We start from the raw sequence: 19184 nt of genomic DNA on the forward strand, positions 1-19184 counted from the left end.
TCTGCCGAGAGTCGCCGTTCCGCCAGGTCAACTGGGCAGGAACGGCGACTTTCGGGGGCTGCGCACCTCCGTATCAGCGCAGCTGGCCCACGGAGGCGAGCGCCATGCGCAGCAGCGCTCCCCGGCCGCCCTCCATCTCGGCTGCCACCGCATCGGAAGCAGCCTCCTTCGGGGTCATCCAGGTGAGTTCGAGGGCGTCCTGGCGCGGGTCGCAGGTGCCCGTGACGGGCACGACGTAGGCCATTGAGACGGCGTGCTGGCGGTCATCCGTGAATGCGGTGATACCCGGCATCGGAAAGTATTCGGCCACGGTGAAGGGCACCGGGCTCGTCGGCAGCTGCGGGAAGGCCATCGGGCCGAGGTCCTTCTCGAGGTGGCGGAAGAGCGCGTCGCGCAGGGTCTCGCCGTACAAAACCCGGCCGGACACCAGCATCCGGGTCATCTCGCCGGTGGAGCGGGCACGCAGGAGCACGCCGACCTCGATCACCTGGCCGAGGCCGTCGACCCGCACGGGCACGGCCTCGATGTAGAGGATGGGCAGTCGGCGACGCACCTCGGCGAGCTCGACATCGCTCAGCCAGCCCGGGTTGGTATTGGGCGGCCGTGCGCCCTCGGGGCCAGGCGTCCAGTCCGGATCGGGGTCAGGGGTGCGCACGCTCATGAATCCATTCTGTACTACCCGTCGCGGGATCGGCCACGCCACCGGGGCGGCACGTCCGGTGCCCGGACCGGGCCGTCGCGGACGAGCCCCTCGACTGGGACACGCGGGTGCGGGCGCGCGGCTCCGTCGACCTGCTAGGACCCTCGACGACACCGGCGGTCGAGCGGGCGACACCGACACGATCGCCGCGATCTGCGGGGCCGAGCTCGGTTCCGTGTTCGGATGCAGCCGTCCTGGGCCGATGCACCCCGGTTGTGTGCATAACTCCTGCAAATCGGAGGAGCCGCGGCACAGTTTCCCGGAATTCCGGGTGTCGATTCGCCCGTGTGCTGCAGATTGCAGGAGTTATGCACACGGGGCCGCGACGAGAGGCAGCCGATCCGACGGATGCCGTCGCTACCCGGGGAGTGGAAGGATTGACCCGTCGGCGTTTCCCGGTGTCGACCTCGAACAGGAGGACCACCATGGACCAAAACGACAGCACCAACGCCGGCGACGACACCGGCGACACGACCGGCACCCCAAGCCCGCGCGCCGAGCCCATCGACCCGCAGGCCGTGCTGTGGAGCGCCTCGGCCGCCGACCGTGCCGGACGCCCGTTGCTGCTCATCCTGCACGGCTACGGATCGCATGAGGGGGACCTGTTCTCCCTGGCGCCGCACCTGCCGCTGCATCCGGTGATCGCCGCCCTGCGCGCCCCGTTGCCGGCCGGGCCCGGTTGGGCCTGGTTCCCCATCGGCGCGGCCGGCGCGAAGGTCAACCCGGGTGCGCCGAGCGCCGACGCCCTGGACGCGGCGGCCACCGGCGTGCTCGCCTGGCTCGATTCCCTGCCCGAGCAGCCGTCATCCGTGGGTCTGCTCGGCTTCTCGCAGGGCGGGGCGATGGCGCTGCAGCTACTGCGTCAGGCACCGGATCGCTTCACGTTCGCGGTGCAGCTGTCCGGGTTCGTGGGCCGCAGCGCGCATCCGGGCGACGAACGCCTGGCCGAGCGCCGCCTGCCGGTGTTCTGGGGCCGCGGCACGGCGGACCCGGTCATCCCGCAGGACGCCGTCGACCGCACCCAGGCCTGGCTGCCGGGCCATTCCACGCTCACCGAGCGCATCTACGAGGGGATGGGTCACTCCATCTCGCAGATCGAGCTCGCCGAAATCGTCACGTTCTTGCGGGCACAGTACGACTCCCAGGAGTAGCGGCGCGGCGGCGGCCGCGGGGTCTAGCGGCCGCGGCCGGCCTTCTCGTTCTGCGCGGCCTGGCGGGCGACGTGGGCGATCTTGCGGGCACGCTCGGCGTCGCGGTCCTTGACCCGGATCTGCTCCTCGCGCACCTCGTACTGGGTGGCGCGCTCGGTGACGAGCCAGGCCGGCGGCTGCTGCAGCAGGGCCTGGATCTCGGCCGAGGTGAGCGGCTCGGTCACGGCGCCGCGCACGAGGCCGGAGATCGAGACGCCGAGCTTGGCGGCGACGACCTGCTTGGGGTGCGGTCCGTTTGCGCGCAGCTCGACCAGCCAGGCCGGCGGGTTCGCTTCGAGCGCGGCCAGCTCGGTGCGGGAGACGGGTGCCGTCTGGAATTCTTCCGGGGCTGCTTCGAGCAGAATCCCGAGCTTCTGGGCCGCCGTGGCGGGCTTCATGGTCTGGGTCTTCTTCTCGCTCATCAGTCAAGCGTATAGCCTGAGAGCACCCGCATCGCCGGAGAGAGCGCCGTTCCCCGCGGATCGACGTTCGAAGCGCCATCACAAGAAAGGATGCCGGTGACCTTTTCCATTGCCTTCGTCGCCGGTGTGACTCCCACCAAGTGGACGCGCACCTGGGCCGATCGACGCCCCGACCAGCCACTCGAGGTCTTCCGCACGGACCCGTCCGACCAGGACGCCGTTCTGCGCGACGGCCGCGCCCAGGTGAGCCTCGTTCGCTTGCCCGTGGATGAAACCGATCTCAGCCTGATCGCCCTCTACCGCGAGATTCCCGTGGTCGTCGCGGCCAAGGACCACTTCATCGCCGACGCCGACAGTGTGCTGGTGGCCGACCTCGCCGACGAACACCTTCTGCAGGACCCCGACGACGTGCCCGAGTGGCGCCTCGTGGCCACCGAGCTGAAGGACGGCACCCGCCGCCCCCTGCCGGCGATGCGCGATCTCGACGACGCGATGGCGCAGGTTGCGGCGGGGGTGGGCATCCTGATCGTCCCGCACTCGATCGCACGAATGTACAGCCGCAAGGATGTCGTGTCCCGCCCGGTCGAGGACGTCGCCGAGAGCCAGGTGTCCCTGGCCTGGCTGACGAGCGAAACGACCGAAGACGTCGAGGAGTTCATCGGCATCGTGCGCGGCCGCACCAAGGACAGCTCGCGGGTCGACTCGGTGCCGGCCGGCACCGAGAAGGTCAAGAAGGAAAAGAAGACGGACAAGGCCAAGGCGGCGGCGAAAGCCGTGCGGGTCGCGGCGGCGAAGTCCAAGCCCGCCGTGGCGAAGAAGGCGACCAGCGCCCCCGGCCGCACCCGCAACACGCCCAGCCCGCGGGCGGGCAAGCGGCGCGGGGGCAGGTAGCCCGTCCGTGCCGGAATTCCTGCGGTGGGCGCTGGTGCCCCTGATGAGGGCGCTGTCCGCGGCGGTGAGCCGCGACTACGGCGACGTTCCGCGCCCCCGGGACAGCCCGCAGGCGCACTCCCCCGGAAACGACAGCGATCGCATCCTGATCTTCGGCAACGGGCCCGCCGCGGGCTGGGGCGTGCTCAGCCATGACGTGGCCCTGCCGGGATCCCTGGCGCGGGCGCTGTCGGTGCGCACCGGGCGCGGCACGGATGTCGACGTCATTCCGAACCCGCAGGTCACCATCCGCACGGCCCAGGCTGAGCTCGACGGGGTGGGCCTCTGGCGATATGACGCCGTCGTCGTGAGCGTCGGCACGTCGGATGCCATCACCCTGCTGTCCGCGCGGGTGTGGCGGCGCGAACTGTCGGCGCTGCTCGACCGGATCGAGCGGGAATCCTCGCTCAACACCCGGATCTTCGTGCTCGGGGTGCAGCCGATCCGCTCGATCGCGGCCTTCGACTCGGCCCTCGGAGCCGTGGCCGGGAAGCACGCCCGCCGGCTGAACGCTGCCAGCGCGGCACTCTGCGGCGAGCGGGCGCAGAGCCACTTCATTCCGATGGGGGCGAACCTCAGCCCGACGCCGGGGCGGGTGCGCACGTCGGCGCACTACACGCGGTGGGCCGAGGCGCTGGCCGACCGGATGGCGCCCGCGCTCGATGCCGACCACCTCGACTCCGGTCGGGCTGCGGCCGAAGTGCGCGCGGTGGAACGCGGTGCCGAGCAGCTCTCCCCCGGCCCGCGCCGTGCCGTCGACCGGCTCACGGGCATCGGCACCGCCGCCGAGGTGGCCTGCGACCGGCTCGTCGCCCTGGCCCGGAGCACCTACGGCACCAGCTCCGCCGCTCTCACCTTCGTCGACGGCGATCGGCTCTGGGACATGGTGCACCTCGGTTTCACGCCCCGGGTCTACCCGTTGGCCGGTTCGATCACGGCCCGTGCGGTGAGCGGGGCAGGCGCGTTCGTGGTGTCCGACGCCCTGCTCGACGATCGGTTCGCAGCGCGTCCGCCCGAAGCCGGCCAGGCGGTGACCCGGTTCTACGCGGGCTTCCCGATCGAAGCCGACTCCGGCGAGCGGATCGGTGTTCTGTGCGTCTTCGACACGAAACCCCGCCGCCGGAACGAGGTCGACACCGTGCTGCTGCGGGAACTCGCCCTGTCGATCCAGGCCGAACTCAGCGAGCGTTCCGAGTAGACCACCGGCGTACCACGATCAGGCCGGGGCGACCGGCTGTCGCAGCACGGTTTTCAGGTTGGCGGGCGCGGCACGGCGCGGATCGCCCAGGTAGACCTCGTGGTGCAGGCCGTTCATCCGCAGTCCGTGCTCCGCCAGGTACTCGTCGTGAAGCCGGGCGAGGATCGGCGCCTCGTCGGCGTACGGTCCGAGGTGCAGCACCTGCGCGGAGAGCCCCTCGTCGAGGGTGTCCACCCGAACCCGGGCGAGCGCGGGGAGCTTCTTCTTCGCGAGCGCCCCGGCGATGGCCTCGGCGATCGCGGCATCCGTCACCCAGTCCGGCTGGCTGATCAGCAGCGTCCACTTCCATTGCGCCTTCGCGTCGGCCGTGAAAACGGATGCGTCGTCGGCGTACCAGAGGCCCTCGAGCGGAGCCACGACCATTTCCCGGCCGAGGGCGCGCTTACCCGCGAACTTGATCGCATACGCCACCGCGTAGAGGGATTCGACGGCCTCCGTGTACGCGGGTGCCGTATTGGGGTCACCGGTCCCGTCGACGGCGATGAACCGCTGGGCGGGAACCTGGACCAGCTCCCAGTCGCGGTTTTTGGGCCCGTAGAGCGGCGGGTGCACCCGCTTCACGTCCCAGGGCCCGGCCCCGACCGGTGCGGTATTGCGGGGGGCGCGCAGCGCACCGGTGCGCCGGTCGGTGCGAAACGGAACCGCGTCACTCATGGCGACTCGTCGACTCTGGGGCACGGTTCATGGGGATCACTGACTCCTGCTAACGGGAACTGATGGACGCGAACTTGCGGATGCACAGCGGAACGAATAGTACCAGCATCACCGTGATCCCGATCAGCACCGTGAGGATCGGGTTCTGCATGGTCCAGATGTCGGGCACGGGCGCCGTGCCCTCGTTGCCGAACAGCTCCCGGGCCGCTTGCACCAGGGAGGAGACCGGGTTCCACTCCGCGAACACCCGCAGCGGGGTCGGCAGTGTGTCGCTGGGCACGAAGGCGTTGGAGATGAAGGTCAGCGGGAAGAGGATCAGGAACGAGGCGTTGTTGATCACCTCGGGTGTTTTCACGCTCATGCCGAGCAGCGCCATCACCCAGCTGAAGGAGTAGCTGAACAGCAGGAGCAGACCGACACCGGCCAGGAATTCGGACACCGACGAGTTCACCCGCCAGCCCACGAGCAGCCCGGTCAGCATCATGATCACCATGGAGATCGTGTTCAGCACCAGGTCGCTGTTGGTGCGCCCGATCAGAACCGCGGAGGAGCTCATCGGCAGGCTGCGGAACCGGTCGATGATGCCTTCCTTGAGATCCTGCGCCATGGCCGAGCCGGAGAACGTCGACCCGAACACGACGGTCTGCGCGAAGATCCCGGCCATCAGGAACTGCACGTAGTCGGTGCCCTGCACGGAGATCGCGCCGGCGTAGACCTGGCTGAACAGCAGCACGAACATGATCGGCTGGACCACGGCGAAGACGAGCATGTCCGGGGATCGCTTGATCTTGATCAGGTTTCGCTTGGTGACGGTCCACCCGTCGGAGTACCAGAGCGAGAGCGGGTTCCAGGTGGGGAGGGTTGCTGCAGCGGTCATTTCGCCTTCTCCAGTTCCGCGTCGGCGGCCACGTCTGCCGTCTGGTCGGCCTTGTGGCCGGTCAGCTTGAGGAATACGTCGTCGAGGGTGGGTCGACGCATGCCGGCGTCGTGCAGACGGATGTCCGCTGCGCCCAGAGCCGCCAGCACCTGCTGCAGGGCGCGCGGACCGTCGATCACCGCGACCTCGAGGCCACGGCCGTCGCTGGTCACCATCGGTTCCCCGGCACCGTAGCGGGCGAGGATCTCCTGGGCGGCCGGGCCGTCGCCGGACTCGACCAGGGCGACCACGAGCCGGTGGCCGCCGATCTGCGCCTTGAGCTGATCGGAGGTGCCCTCGGCGATCACCCGGCCGTCGTCGATCACGACGATGTCATCCGAGAGCTGGTCGGCTTCCTCGAGGTACTGGGTGGTGAGCAGCACGGTGGTGCCGTCGGCAACCAGACGTTTGATGACGGCCCAGAGCGCGATCCGGCTGCGGGGGTCCAGTCCCGTGGTGGGCTCGTCGAGGAACAGCACCTTCGGATTGATCACCAAAGCCCCGGCCAGGTCGATCCGGCGGCGCATCCCGCCGGAGAATCCCTTGACCGGACGGTTGCCGGCAGCGGTCAGCTCGAAGAGGTCGATCAGCTCCTGGGCCCGGCGCCGGGACTCGGCACCACCCAGATGGTAGAGCCGGCCGACCATCTCCAGGTTCTCGAACCCGGTCAGGTTCTCGTCGACGGCCGCATACTGGCCCGAGACGCCGATGACACGCCGCACCCCCTTGGGGTCGGCGACGACGTCGATCCCGTCGACATAGGCGGTGCCGGAATCCGGCCGGATCAGTGTGGTGAGCATCTTGACGACGGTCGTCTTGCCGGCGCCGTTCGGGCCGAGCAGCGCTTTGACGGTTCCGCGCGGCACGGACAGGTCCAGCCCGGCGAGAGCGTGCACGGGGCCGGACTTGGACCGGTAGACCTTGGTCAGCCCGGAGGCTTCAATGATATTCATCGGGGGTTCCCTGTCTGTCGGTATGCGCGGTGCGGGGCGACCCGGAGCGGTGCGGGGCGAGCCAGAGAAAGCGGCGCCTCACAGGCGGGGCGCAAGCGGATGCTGCCGACATCCGTCTCATATTTTAATGAGGCCCTGCCGTAACGGCAACCGTCGCGGGTGATCGCACTCCCGAATCCTCCTGACTATGGTGTGCTCATGGATCAGGCGCGCTGGGAGAAGGTCGTGCAGTGGCCGCTGCTGTTCGCCTCGGTGCTTTTCCTGATCAGCTACACCTGGCGGGTGCTCGCCGATGTCGACGGCCCCCGCGATGCGGTGTCGGCGGTCGTGCTGCTGACAGCCTGGCTGGTGTTCGCCGTCGACTACCTGGTCAATCTCGCCCTCGCGCCCGAGCGCGGGCGGTGGTTCATCACCCACCTGTTCGATTTGGCGGTGGTGTTCCTGCCGGCGCTGCGACCGCTGCGTCTTCTCCGGCTGGTGACCTTGCTGCCGATGTTCCAGCGCACTCCCGGCCAGGCCGTGCGCTCCCGGGTCGGCCTCTACCTGGTCGGGGCGTCCAGCCTGCTGATCTGGATGGGCTCTCTGGCCGTGCTCGACGCCGAGCGGGCGGCCCCCGGCGCGAACATAATTACTCTGGGCGATTCTCTCTGGTGGGCTTTCGTGACCGTGTCGACGGTGGGCTACGGCGACTACTTCCCGGTGACCGGCGCCGGACGGCTCGTGGCCGTCGCGCTGATGCTGGGCGGCGTCACGCTCGTCGGCGTGATCACGGCAACCCTGGCGTCGTGGATCATCGACCGCATCGCCGCCGTCGGCCAGAACCGCTGATCTGGCCCGCTATGCGGGGGCGTTCGTCAGGCTAAGCGCACGAGCTGCCCCAGGTCGTCGCGCGGCAGCTCGTCGACGACGGCCGCGACCGTGAGGGACTGCAGCAGCACGCCGCCGCCGATGGTCGTCAGGAACGCGGTGTCTGCCGCGTCGCGGCCCGTGGCGATGCGCACCAGCGACTGCCGGGGAGCCAGCGTGGTCGCGTCGACCACCTGCCAGGCGTCGTCGACGAAGGCCTCGGCCACGGCATGGAAGTCCATCGGCGCCAGACCCGGGGCGTAGACGGAGACCAGGCGGGCCGGCACATCGCGGGCCCGCAGCAGCGCGACGACCAGATGGGCGTAATCCCGGCAGACACCTTGGCGGGCGAGGAGGGTGCGTACCGCGCCATCGGTCGGCAGGCTCGATCCCGGCACGTAGAACAGCTTCTGCCCGACCCAGGAACTCACGCTGTTCAACAGATCGGTGCCCTCCAGGCCGGCGAATTCTGCCTGGGCCGTGGGCCCGAGGCTGTCGGACTCGCAGTAGCGGCTGGGGCGCAGGTACCGCACCAGGTCGATGTCCCGGACCGTCGGCGGGTGCGCCCGGCCGGTCAGGTCGGCGCGGTAATCCACCTGCACCGGCCCGGCGCTGACATCGGCCAGGTGCAGGCGGGTTCCGTGTTCATCGGTGATCTCGCGCACCGCCACGACGGCGTCGTTCTGCACGACGGTGAGCAGGTCCGCGCACTCACGCCCCGGGTCGGCGGCGTCAGCGGAATCGGCGGCCACGGCAACCGACAGCACGAGACGTGCCGGAGCCAGGGCCTCGAGCGAGAGGTGAGCGGAGACGGTGCGGTTCATGCCTCGATCCTGACATGCGCACGCCGGCGCCGGCCACAGCTACTGGCGCGGCCTCCGGCCTGGGGCCACACTGACCGCATGCTCGGTGAACTGAACGACCAGGAAATTGAAGGCGTGCTGCTCGAGGCGATGATCGGCCGGATCGGCTGCCACATCGATGAGCGGACCTACATCGTGCCGGTGTCCTATGCCTACGACGGAGAAGCCGTCTACGGTCATTCAGGCGCCGGCCGCAAGGTGACGATGATGCGAGCCAACCCGTCGGTCTGCTTCGAGGTGGAGCAGGTCGACGACCTGGGCAACTGGCGCACAGTGATCGCCTGGGGTCACTACGAAGAACTGACCGGAACGGATGCCGCAGCGGGCCGGCAACTCCTGCTGGACCGATTCAAGCCGCTCCTCGGCGGCGGCGCCCCCTCCAGCGCCGCCGCCGTGCCCAGCCTCGGGCCCGACGGGACCCCGTTGCGCGCCCCGGTGCCCGGAGCCGCACCGGCACCCGTCCCGAAGCCGGGGCCGGTGCGCGCGCACGTTCCGGCTCCGCACCCTGCCGGCCGTGAGCCGAACGGGAGCGGGACGGCCGCGGTGCTCTACCGCATCCGTCTGACGGAGAAGACCGGACGCTTCGAGCGAAGCTGAGCTAGCCGGCCGCGAGGATGTCGACCACGAAGACGATCGTGTCCGTGCCCTCGATGCCCGCGGCGGGCTGGCCTTCGGCACCATAACCGAGTTCCGGCGGGATCACGATCATGACCTGGGAGCCGACGGTCTGGCCGACGAGACCCTGGGAGAAGCCCGGAACGACGGAGGCAAGGGAGATCGCGGTGGGACCGCTCTTGCCCCAGGTCTGGTCGAAGACCACGCCGGTGGACCAGACGACGCCCGAGTAGTGCATCACCACGGTGTCCCCCTCGCCGACGGTGGCGCCATCGCCCTTCTTGAGGACCGAGGTCTTCAGCTCGGTCGGAGCCTCGGCGGCCGGGATCGTCACGGTCGGGGCGCCGTCCTCGGCCAGCTCGACGGTCGGGAAACCGTCTTCCGGTGTCTGGTCGTCACCGTTCGCCGTGGCCGGGATCTTGCTCTTGACGTCGATCACGAAGACGATGTTGTCGTCGGCTGCGACCTTGAGCTCTTCGTTGCCCGCATCGCCGAACGCGTCAGCCGGGGGCGACACGACCGCGACGCGCGATCCGTAGGTCGCACAGGCGACACCCTTCATGAGGGCCGGGAAGACGGTGGATTCTTCGGCCATGGTGATCGGTGCGCCGAGGTCGTCCCCGAAGCCGCCGGCGTTCATCTTCTCGCCCGTGGTCGCGTTGTACACCGAGAATCCCAGTTCGACGATGTCATCGGTGGCGACGGCGTCGCCCTTGCCCTCGGTGACGACGCTGACCTCGGTGGCCTCCGCCTTGAGGGGCGACTCGAACGTCACAGTGGGCTCCGCGTCGGCCTTGCCGGAGACTTTCAGGGCCTCGGAGGCCTTACCGGAGTCGACGCAGGCGATTCCCGCCGCGCCGGTTTCGTCGGAGGGAGACGTGCTGCAGCCGGTCAGGGCGAGCACGGCGACCGTGGCAATGGAAATGAAAGCAGGAAGTTTACGCACACTGATCTTTCTGTTCGACGGTGTCTGGTACGACACGGGCAGGGGGTCGAGGACGTCTGGTTCGAGACCGGGCTCCGGCCAGTATGCCCGACCGAACGGTACGCCGCCTGTGTTCCGGCTGGCACGCACGTGCCAGCCGGTCGATCGCGAGGTCGTTCCGGGCCGGCGGGCCGCTGGGCCGATGAGCCTACAGTCCCTCGGCGATCGCGGCCGTGGCCAGGAGCCAGGCCTCGCGGGTGCGTGGTGCGAGGGCGTCGATGTTGAGCGAGCCGCCGGCAACCAGCGCCGCGTCGTACGGGACGTCCACGACGGTGCGGGTGAGCTGGCTGAAGTGGTCGTGCAGACGCACGGACAGCTGGCGGTCGGCCGTCTTGGCCGGGGAGGCGAGGATGGTGACCGCGTGGGCGACCTTATCGGCGTGGCCCTTCTGGCGCAGCCCGTCCAGCAGGGAAGCCGCGCCGTAGGCCGTGTCTTCCCGGATGGTGGAGACCACGACGAGCTGGTCGGCGGTCTCGACGGCTGCCTCCCAGTTGGAGGCGCGCATGTTGTTGCCGGTGTCGATGATCAGCACCCGGTAGAACCGGCTGAGGGCGGCGTGCAATTTGCGGAAGGCCACGTCGTCGATGCTGGCCGCGCCGGCCGGGTCGAGGTCGGAGGCCAGCGCGTCGAACCGGGCGTCGCCCTGATTGCGCACGTAGTTGTCGAGGTCTCCCACCCGGGCGGAGCTGGAATAGGCGAAATTGTCGAGGTCGCGGAGCAGGTCGACGGCCGTGTTGGTGTGGGCGGCAGTCTGCGCCCGTACGCCGAGGGTGCCCATGGTTTCGTTGTTGTCCCAGGCGAGCGTGTAGCCGCCGCGGTGGATGCCGAACGTCGCGGCGATGAGCAGGGTGGCCGTGGTCTTGTGCGCGCCGCCCTTCGGGTTGAGCACGACGATGGTGCGCGGGCCCACCAGACTGCGCTGAACGGAGGCGACCGCCGCGCGGTGCGCCATCTCGCCGGCACCGGGGGCAGGGGCGACCATCCCGCCGGTGAGGCGCCGAATCGCTCCCTGCCAGCCCAGAAGGGCGGGACCGGCCACGAGGGGCGGGCGGGAGTTCATGAAGTCGGCGAGGTTGGGACCCTCCCCGCTGATCACCGCGGGGGAATCCGACCCGACCAGCACGGCCAGCGCCGCGGCGGGATCCACCAGGGGCGGGCTCGGCACCGGTGCCGGCTCGGCCGTGGCCGTGGCGGTGTCACTGTCCGAGGCTGACCGCGGTGCGAAGTAGCCTGCGGCGGCGACGTCCTGCTCGGCGCCGTCCTCGTCGTCGTCCGCGTCGGCGTCCAGGTCGAGCACCAGGTCGTCAAAGGTGGTTGCGTGCTCGGAATCACCGAGCATGCCGGCGTCGGCCACGGCATCCTCGATGTTGCCGGCGTTCACTGCGGCGGCGTCGAGCACGGCGGCGTCCAACACGGCGGCGTCGAGATCAGGCGCGTCATCCTCCGGTGCCTGATCCTCCGCCGTCTCAGGCTTCGGGGCGACGACCAGGGCGACCAGTTCGACGACCTCGGTTTCGGTCGCGGTGGCCGACACCGGGGTGGCCCCGGGCATGGCCGAGATCCGCGCCGCCGGACGCGGTGAGTGCTGCGGGGCATTCTCGGCCTCCGCCTCGGCGTCCTCGGCGTCCCCTGCCTGCTCCACCGCGTCCTGCTGCGGTGCGACGGGAGTGGGGATGAACGCCCCGTCGTCTTCCACATCTCCGTTGGGGTGCACGATCAGCGGCGATTGCCCCTGCTCGTCTTCCGCGGTCAGGCGCACGGCACGGCGGATCGAGCGCGCGGCATCCGTGACCCGGTTGATGATCTCCTCGCGCACACCGGCTTCGTCGGCTGCGGTGATGTGCTGGCTGACACCGTCGATCAGCAGATCACCCGTACCGTCGCTTCGGATCATCGCGCGAATGCGAGGGAGTTCGGAAATGTTCTGCGTCATGTTCGGCCTTTTTTCGTCGAGCTCAGCTCATCAAGCGTGAACACGTCGAAAAACCCTCGGGCGTGCCCTGTTCAGCCTAACGGGGCGAACGGAGCCCACCCCTCGTTTGGGCGGGTACGGCGACTATCGGCAGAAAGCGCCTCGGCGGGCGGCGCTACGCCACGCGGGGGGCCTGCACCTCCCAGCGGATGGCGCACAGGCCGCCCCGGGTTGCATGCGTGTCGTCGTGCCCGGTCTGGCGGCGACACTCCACAAGGTCATTCGTCGGAGTGATGTGCGGGTCCCGGCAGGAACTGGCGTAGCTGGTGTAGTCCGTTTCGAGGAGCAGTTCGTCGTCGGTGGGGGTGCTGTGGCTCATGGTTCAGGTTTCTGTTCAGGCGCTCTGTCCGCCCCCTCGGCGGCTTGCGCGGTGCTGCCTGGTCGATTCCCGGATGGGTCAGGCTGGTGATTGCGTGCAAGCGTACGTTGACTTGGTGCCATTATGCGAGTATTGGTCACTTTGTTAACACGATGGAAACCCGGCCGCACCGATCAGCTGGGGGCGGGTGTCAGTCCGGGGTGGCCGCGTGCAGGTCGCGGAGCATCATCTTCATGACCTTGCCTGTGGCGGTGCGGGGCAGCGTTTCGACGAAGTGCACATCATCAGGCACCTTGAAACTCGCGATCAGGTACCGGGTGTGGGTGAGCAGGTCCACGGCCGTCACCGCGTGGTCGGGCCGCAGCACGACGTAGGCCTTGGGCCGTTCGCCCCACTTCTCGTGCGGGATGCCGACGACCGCCACGTCGAGCACGGTGGGATGGGCGAGCATCGCGTTCTCGACCTCGATCGAGGAGATGTTCTCGCCCCCGGAGATGATGATGTCCTTGACCCGGTCTTTGAGTTCGAGGTAGCCGTCCGGGTGCATGACGCCCAGGTCACCGGTGTGGAACCAGCCGCCCCGGAAGGCCTCCGCCGTCGCCTGGGGGTCCCGGTAGTAACCGAGCATGACGTTGTTGCCGCGCAGCACGATCTCGCCGACCGTGGCACCGTCCTTCGGCACGTCGACCATATCGGCATCGACCACCCGGGCCGATTCGGCCTGCAGCATGCCGACGCCCTGGCGGGAGATCTTGCGGGCCCGCTCCTCGCTGGGCAGGCCGTCCCACTCCGGCTGGTACTCGCAGATCGTGTACGGCCCGTAGACCTCGGTCAGGCCGTAGACGTGCACCACCGTGACGCCGAGGGTCTCCAACTGTTCGATCACGCTGGGTGCCGGCGGCGCCCCTGCCGTGGTGATGCTGAGCGGCTTGGACAACGGATGCGCCTGCTCGGCATTGGCGATCAGGCTGCACACCGTGGGCGCGCCGCAGAGATTCGTGATGCCCAGGGTGTCGATCGCCGACCAGACGGCGTCGGGCCGCACCGCGCGCAGGCACACGTGGGTGGCACCGGCCGCGGTGACCGCCCAGGGGGTGCACCAGCCGTTGCAGTGGAACATCGGCAGGGTCCACAGGTAGACGGATGAACTCGTGAACGAGTTGTGGAAGACCTCGCCGAACGAATTCAGGTAGGCACCCCGGTGGGAGTAGACGACGCCCTTCGGCTTGCCGGTCGTGCCGGAGGTGTAGTTGATCGTGAGCGGCGAACGTTCGTCGTCGATATCCCAGCGCAGCGGGCGGGCATCCGTCACTGCAGCCTCGTCGGCCTCGGCCAGGAAGGATTCCAGGGTCTGCTGGCCGAAGTCCAGGCCGCTCGCAGCCAGGCCGAACTCGGCGTCCGGGATCTCGATCGTGCCGGTCAGGAAGGTCGAGGCGGGCCGGGAGTCCCCCACGGTGGCGACGAGTTCGGCGTCGACGAACAGGAGCGTGGCTTCGGAGTGCCTCAACACGTACTCGATCTCGGGCCGGGCCAGCCGCGAATTGAGCGCCACCAGGATGCCCCCGGCCAAGGGCACGGCGAAGTGCGCGATCAGCATCTCCGGCACGTTCGGAGCCAGGAACACCACTCGGTCACCCGGTGTGATGCGGGCCCGGATGCCCCGGGCCATCCGTTCCGCGGCCGCCTTGAACTCGGTGTAGCTGTAGCGGCGGCTGCCGTAGAGGATGGCGTCCTTGTTCGGGTACACCTCCGCGGACCGCTGCAGGAAGCGCAGCGGGGTGAGCGGCGAATCGTTGGGCAGTCCGGTCAGGGGTTCGAGCGTCGTCATCTGTTCAAACACGGTGGACTCCTTTGTCCTTCGGTTGGTGCAGCAGTGTCGTTCGGCGCCGTGGGCGCGGGGTGGCGCAGGGTCTGTCGCAGTGTCGTGCGCGGGTCAGCGGAAGGCGCCGACCCCGGTCAGGTCCCTCCCGATCAGGAGCGACTGCACACTCTCGGTGCCCTCGTAGGTGTGGATGGACTCGATGTCGGCGAGGTGCTGGATGACGTGGTTCTCGAGCAGGATGCCGTTACCGCCGAGCATGTCCCTGGCCATCGACGCGATCTCCCGCGCCGCCCTGGTGTTGTGGTATTTCGCCAGCGACGCCTGGATCGGCCGCAGCGTTCCGGCGGCGTCGAGCTCGGCCAGGCGCAGGCAGTGCAGCTGCATCGACGTGAGCCGGGACAGCATCATGGTCAGGCGCTCCTGCACCAGCTGGAAACCGGCGAGCGGCTTGCCGAACTGGATGCGCTGGGTCGAGTAGTTCAGGGCCGCCTCGAACACCGCCGTGGCATGGCCGAGGGCCGACCACGCCACTCCGAGCCGGGTGGCGAAGAGCACCGCTGAGGCGTCCTTGAACGTGCGGGTGCCGGGGAGCACAGCGTCCTGCGGGATCCGCACATCCGTGAGGGTGATCCGGGCCTGGTGGACGGCGCGTAGGGAGCCTTTGCCGGTGATCGTCACGCCGAGGTAGCCGGGGGTGTCCTGTTCCACCAGGAACCCGCGCACATTGCCGTCGTCGTCGCGGGCCCAGACCACCGTGACGTCGCCGACCGAGCCGTTGCCGATCCACTTCTTCTCGCCGTTCAGCACCCACTCGTCTCCGTCGCGCTGCGCGGTGGTCTCCAGGCCCACGGAGTCGGAGCCGTGGTCGGGTTCGGTCAGGGCGAAGGCGCCGAGCTTCTCGGCGCGGGCCAGCGGCACCAGCCAGCGCTCCTTCTGTTCCGGGCTGCCGAAGAGGGCGATGCTGCGCAGGGCCAGGCCGCCCTGCACGGCGACCACGGTGCCCATCGAGCCGTCGCCGCGGGAGATCTCCATGTTCACGAGCCCGGCTGCCAGCGGCGACATGGGGCTGAGTCCGGGGCCGACGACGCCGTCGGTGAGGAGATCGAGCTCACCCATGCGCCGAACCAGGTGCAGCGGGTACTCGGCCCTGTCCCAGGCCTCGGTCAGTTCGTCCAGGGATTCCGTGGCGAAGGTGCGGGCCCGGTCCCAGAAGGCCCGGTCGGCCTCGGGGACGTCGGAGAACACACCGTAGTAGTCGGTGTCGAGGGGCATGGATACGTCGTAGTCGGGCACGGTTTCCCTTTCGTGGAGGACGGGTTCGAAGCTCATACGCCGGCCACGCCGGCCGGGTGGAACAGGGCGCCGCGGGCCGCCAGGGAGGCTCCCGAGCGGTCGAGCAGCGGGGTCAGCCCGCCGGTGTGGTGCGGGTAGTTCGCCCCGAGGATCATGCAGGCGTCGATGTCGGCGGGGCTCTGCACGGTGCCGTCGGCGAGCATCCGCCCGACTTCGTCGGCCAGACCCCGCAGTAGTCCGAGGCGCACGACGGCCGGGTCGGTGGGCACGGGCGGGCGGGCGGCGGCCGGCGGGCAGGATCTCCTCGACCGCGGCGGCGGCGGCGGCCGTGAGCCGGCCGTCAGGCCCGATATAGCCGGGCAGCGAGAGCTGCACGATCCGCTGCAGGCTCGGGCTCACCGTGAACCGGTCGGCGAAGCCCTGGTGCAGGGTGTCGAGGATGTGCAGTTGCACGGCCGGTCCGATGTGACGGATGAGCGTGAGCGGCGTCATCGGGAACCCGTCACCGACGAGGGCCGCGTCGACGATCTCGGCGTCCGCTCCGGCGTCGATGAGGGCGAGCGTGTCGCTGAACCAGCGGGTGATCAGGCGGTTGACGACGAACCCGGACGAGTCCGCCACCAGCACCGCGGTCTTGCCGAGCCGAACGGCGAGCGCGAAGGCCGCGTCCACGGTCTCCGCGCTGGTGCGGGTTGCCCGCACGATCTCGACCAGCGGCAGCACCGCGACCGGGTTGAAGAAGTGAAAGCCGATCAACCGTTCCGGGTGGTTCAGCTGCGCACCCTGGTCTGCGATCCCGAGCGACGACGTGTTGGTGAGGAGCAGGGTGTCACTGGTGACGACCTGTTCGACCGACGCCCAGACGTCCCGTTTGATCTCGAGGTCTTCGAAGACCGCCTCGATCACGATGTCGCAGTCGGCGAAGTCGGCGACCTGGCTGGTGCCGGACACCAGGGCGGCGATCCGGGCGCTGTCCGCGGCCGTGCGGGTTCCCCGGGTCACGGCACGCTGGAGCTGGTCGGTGATGCGGTCGATCGCCTGGCTCACCCGGTCGGGCGTGAGGTCGGTGATCCGCACGGGAACATTCAGGCGGTCGGCGAACAGCAGTGCGAGCTGGGTGGCCATCAGCCCGCCGCCGACGACCCCCACGCGGGTCGGCTCCCGGCCGGTCCCGGCACGGCTGCTGCGTTTCTGGGCGGATTGCAGGGCGTAGAACGCGTAGACGGCGGCGCGGCACTCGTCGCTGTGCAGCAGCGCGCCGAACGCCTCGATGGTCTCGGCCTCCACCGGGTCGGCTCCCCGGGCCCGTCGCGCGGCCGTGCGGGTCAGCCCGGGCGCGGTTTCCAGCGCTCCCGAGTCGGTCGTTGCGGATGCGCCCGCTCGGCGGGAATGCCAGATGGCCAGCAGTCCCAGTGCCGCCTCGACTGCGGGGATGGCGCCGGAGATCCGTCGGGCGACGCCGGCACGAACAGCCGCCGGATCCCAGACATCGGGCACCGCCGCGGATGTGGGGGCGAGAGTCAGCGGGTCGGCAAGGGTCCGGGCGGCCCAGTCGAGCGACGCCTCGAGGAAGCCCTCGTCAGCGACGATCACATCAGCGAGACCTCGATCGCAGGCCTCGACGGCCGTGAGGGACCGGCCGGAGAGCGAGCGGGAGATCGCGATGTCCGCGGCGTCGTCGACTCCGACGAGGTCAGCGAGGGAGGACAGGCCGCCCCAGCCCGGCACGAGACCCAATCGAACCTCGGGCAACCCGAAACTGCGGGCCGACCGGGCCACGGTGCGGTAGTCGGTGCGCAGGGCCAGTTCGAGGGCGCCGCCCAGGGCGGTCCCGTTCAGGAAGGCGAAGGTGGGCACGCCCAGACGGCTGATGTCGTCCAGGACCAGGTAGCCGGCGCGGGCGATGCGCTCACCGTCGGCCGGGGACGCGGCGAAACGGAAGGGCCCCAGATCGGCTCCCGCGCCGAACACAGCGCCCTCTCCCGTGAAAGCGACCGCATCGACCTGGCTGATGTCGATCGAGCGCACCGCTTCACCGAGGGCCTCAAGCGCCTCCCAGCCCCAGGAGAGGATCATCCCGGGCGGAGGCGCGAAGCCCACCAGGGCGAACCGTCGGCCCCCGACCCGTCGGGTGGTGACGCCGACTCGTATGCTCAGCCCATCGTGCACGGTGCCCCCTTGCGCCGGTCAGAAAAATGCCTAAGTACAAGTTCTAGCTGACACTCAGTCTCAGGTCAAGTGAAACTGAGTCTCAGAGAGAACGCGCCTGAGCGCGCAGGCGCTCCTCGATGGCGCGAGCCAGCACTCCGGGGTCCGTTGCGGCCGGGAAGACGGCGACGACCAACTCGCCGGCGGACCGCCCCTCCGGGGCCGGCGCCGCCGCATCCGGATGGAAGAGCCGTCGCACCTCGGCGAGTTCGGCGGCCAGCGAGAACCGGCCGACGTTGTCCTCGGCCCGGATCAGCCGGCGCAGGACGAAGTTATGGGTGGCGGTCACCGCCGCTGCGAACCGGATCGCGGTCAAAGGCGGCACTCCCGGAACGGCGCTGCGCAGGTAGCTGGCGAACAGCCGTTCATAGCGGATGGCCATGATGGCCTCCCGGTCGCGCAGGACAGGGGTGTCCCGCACGACCCGATCGCGGACTCGGGCGATCTCGAGCCGCTCGTGGAACCGGGCGAAGACCATGGTGGCGGCCTCGCAGACGGCCAGCCAGGGGTCGGCGTGCGACACCCGGAAGTACTCATCGATGCTCGCGACCAGTTCTGCGTGGTCGGCGAAGATCACATCTTCCTTGGCCCGAAACTGCCGGAAGAAGGTGCTGCGCGAGATCCCGGCCGCCTCGGCGATGTCCACCGTGCTGGTCGCGTCGTAGCCCTGCTGGTCGAACAGCCGCACTGCGATATCGGCGACCGCCACCCGCGAGAGCGCGGTCTGCGGGCGCGTTGCGTCGACGGGACGGACGGAACCACCGGGAGGGCCTGACATGATCTGGCGAAATTATCACGGATTCCGAGGCCGGATGTCCCGGCCCGCCCTGCGCCCTTTTCGCCGGAGCGGAATCGGAGTATCGTCCACGTCACGGTCATTTCGCAACGGGTACCCCTCGCCGCCGAGTTCCACCGCGCGTCAGCCTGCCCGAGTCTGTTCACGTTCACAGTCGGGCTTCACGTTCACCTTCACATTCACCGTCGCGCTCGGCGACCAGGGAGAAGTGGTCATGGATTTTCATCCTCAATGCCAACAGCAGGCCTGCACCGGGAGGATGCGAACCCGGGCGCCGGCCGGGGAAACGCTGGTCGACGATGAAATCTGGTTCCTCTGTGAGGTGTGCGGATTGGAAATGCATTGGACCAATCTGGCCGACCAGGACGGTTCCCGGTGACTCCGCCCTGACCCGGCAGGTGACCAGACTCGACCCGGAATTGCACTGACCGACCCGGTGCCG

17 protein-coding genes and 1 pseudogene are annotated in these 19184 nt (G+C 69.3%); 5 read left to right on the plus strand and 13 right to left on the minus strand.

Going from position 1 to position 19184, the window contains the following annotated elements; genetic code table 11:
* Positions 1–73: 73 nt before the first annotated feature.
* Complete coding sequence (locus E3T49_RS12030) at positions 74–661, minus strand: NUDIX hydrolase family protein (RefSeq protein WP_134425149.1); 588 nt, start codon at positions 659–661, stop codon at positions 74–76.
* Between the two features lie 464 nt (positions 662–1125).
* On the opposite strand from E3T49_RS12030, the gene E3T49_RS12035 reads away from it, so the two are divergent.
* Positions 1126–1851 carry an alpha/beta hydrolase gene (locus tag E3T49_RS12035; RefSeq protein ID WP_134425150.1) on the plus strand — a complete coding sequence of 242 codons (726 nt, stop codon included), beginning with the start codon at positions 1126–1128 and terminating at the stop codon, positions 1849–1851.
* A 23-nt stretch (positions 1852–1874) separates the two neighbouring features.
* On the opposite strand, the gene E3T49_RS12040 is transcribed toward E3T49_RS12035, so the two are convergent.
* Entirely contained in the window at positions 1875–2312 is a 438-nt protein-coding gene (locus tag E3T49_RS12040) for a DUF5997 family protein (RefSeq protein WP_134425151.1), read from the minus strand.
* Between the two features lie 96 nt (positions 2313–2408).
* On the opposite strand from E3T49_RS12040, the gene E3T49_RS12045 reads away from it, so the two are divergent.
* Positions 2409–3203 carry a LysR substrate-binding domain-containing protein gene (locus tag E3T49_RS12045; RefSeq protein ID WP_166785534.1) on the plus strand — a complete coding sequence of 265 codons (795 nt, stop codon included), beginning with the start codon at positions 2409–2411 and terminating at the stop codon, positions 3201–3203.
* A gap of 7 nt (positions 3204–3210) precedes the next feature.
* Positions 3211–4440, plus strand: a complete 1230-nt coding sequence (locus E3T49_RS12050; protein WP_134425153.1) for a GAF domain-containing protein — start codon at positions 3211–3213, stop codon at positions 4438–4440.
* Positions 4441–4458: 18 nt separating this feature from the next.
* Here E3T49_RS12050 and E3T49_RS12055 read toward each other — a convergent pair whose 3' ends face one another.
* Genes E3T49_RS12055 through E3T49_RS12065 form a run of 3 tightly spaced genes read right to left on the minus strand, consistent with a single transcriptional unit; the run spans position 4459 to position 7023 of the window.
* Entirely contained in the window at positions 4459–5154 is a 696-nt protein-coding gene (locus E3T49_RS12055) for a GyrI-like domain-containing protein (protein WP_134425154.1), read from the minus strand.
* A 49-nt stretch (positions 5155–5203) separates the two neighbouring features.
* Complete coding sequence (locus tag E3T49_RS12060; RefSeq protein ID WP_134425155.1) at positions 5204–6031, minus strand: ABC transporter permease; 828 nt, start codon at positions 6029–6031, stop codon at positions 5204–5206.
* The gene (locus E3T49_RS12065) at positions 6028–7023 is read right to left on the minus strand and encodes an ATP-binding cassette domain-containing protein (protein ID WP_134425156.1); all 996 of its coding nucleotides are present in this window, start codon (positions 7021–7023) and stop codon (positions 6028–6030) included. Before E3T49_RS12065 ends, E3T49_RS12060 begins: the two co-directional genes overlap by 4 nt.
* A 198-nt stretch (positions 7024–7221) precedes the next feature.
* On the opposite strand from E3T49_RS12065, the gene E3T49_RS12070 reads away from it, so the two are divergent.
* Positions 7222–7851, plus strand: coding sequence for a potassium channel family protein (locus E3T49_RS12070; RefSeq protein WP_134425157.1), 630 nt, complete (start codon positions 7222–7224; stop codon positions 7849–7851).
* A gap of 26 nt (positions 7852–7877) precedes the next feature.
* On the opposite strand, the gene E3T49_RS12075 is transcribed toward E3T49_RS12070, so the two are convergent.
* On the minus strand, positions 7878–8693 hold the full coding sequence (locus tag E3T49_RS12075) for a transglutaminase-like domain-containing protein (RefSeq protein WP_134425158.1): 816 nt from the start codon (positions 8691–8693) through the stop codon (positions 7878–7880).
* A 78-nt stretch (positions 8694–8771) separates the two neighbouring features.
* Here E3T49_RS12075 and E3T49_RS12080 point away from each other — a divergent pair, with 78 nt between their 5' ends.
* Positions 8772–9329, plus strand: coding sequence for a pyridoxamine 5'-phosphate oxidase family protein (locus E3T49_RS12080; RefSeq protein WP_134425159.1), 558 nt, complete (start codon positions 8772–8774; stop codon positions 9327–9329).
* A 1-nt stretch (position 9330) separates the two neighbouring features.
* Here E3T49_RS12080 and E3T49_RS12085 read toward each other — a convergent pair whose 3' ends face one another.
* The 7 genes and pseudogenes from E3T49_RS12085 to E3T49_RS12110 form a co-directional block, all read right to left on the minus strand.
* Positions 9331–10293, minus strand: a complete 963-nt coding sequence (locus E3T49_RS12085; RefSeq protein ID WP_134425160.1) for an FKBP-type peptidyl-prolyl cis-trans isomerase — start codon at positions 10291–10293, stop codon at positions 9331–9333.
* A 187-nt stretch (positions 10294–10480) separates the two neighbouring features.
* Positions 10481–12265, minus strand: coding sequence for a MinD/ParA family ATP-binding protein (locus E3T49_RS12090; protein WP_134425161.1), 1785 nt, complete (start codon positions 12263–12265; stop codon positions 10481–10483).
* 154 nt (positions 12266–12419) lie between these two features.
* Positions 12420–12623, minus strand: a complete 204-nt coding sequence (locus tag E3T49_RS12095) for a hypothetical protein (protein WP_134425162.1) — start codon at positions 12621–12623, stop codon at positions 12420–12422.
* A 190-nt stretch (positions 12624–12813) separates the two neighbouring features.
* Positions 12814–14463, minus strand: coding sequence for an AMP-binding protein (locus E3T49_RS12100; RefSeq protein ID WP_338145428.1), 1650 nt, complete (start codon positions 14461–14463; stop codon positions 12814–12816).
* A 93-nt stretch (positions 14464–14556) separates the two neighbouring features.
* Entirely contained in the window at positions 14557–15774 is a 1218-nt protein-coding gene (locus tag E3T49_RS16620; RefSeq protein ID WP_241972810.1) for an acyl-CoA dehydrogenase family protein, read from the minus strand.
* Positions 15775–16113: 339 nt separating this feature from the next.
* Positions 16114–17814 (minus strand): annotated as a pseudogene (locus tag E3T49_RS16625) (3-hydroxyacyl-CoA dehydrogenase NAD-binding domain-containing protein); the annotation flags it as partial.
* Positions 17815–17989: 175 nt separating this feature from the next.
* Complete coding sequence (locus tag E3T49_RS12110) at positions 17990–18724, minus strand: TetR/AcrR family transcriptional regulator (RefSeq protein ID WP_134425164.1); 735 nt, start codon at positions 18722–18724, stop codon at positions 17990–17992.
* Positions 18725–19184 lie beyond the last annotated feature (460 nt).

It is taken from the genome of Cryobacterium cryoconiti (genome assembly GCF_004403065.1).
Taxonomy (GTDB): Bacteria; Actinomycetota; Actinomycetes; order Actinomycetales; family Microbacteriaceae; genus Cryobacterium; species Cryobacterium cryoconiti.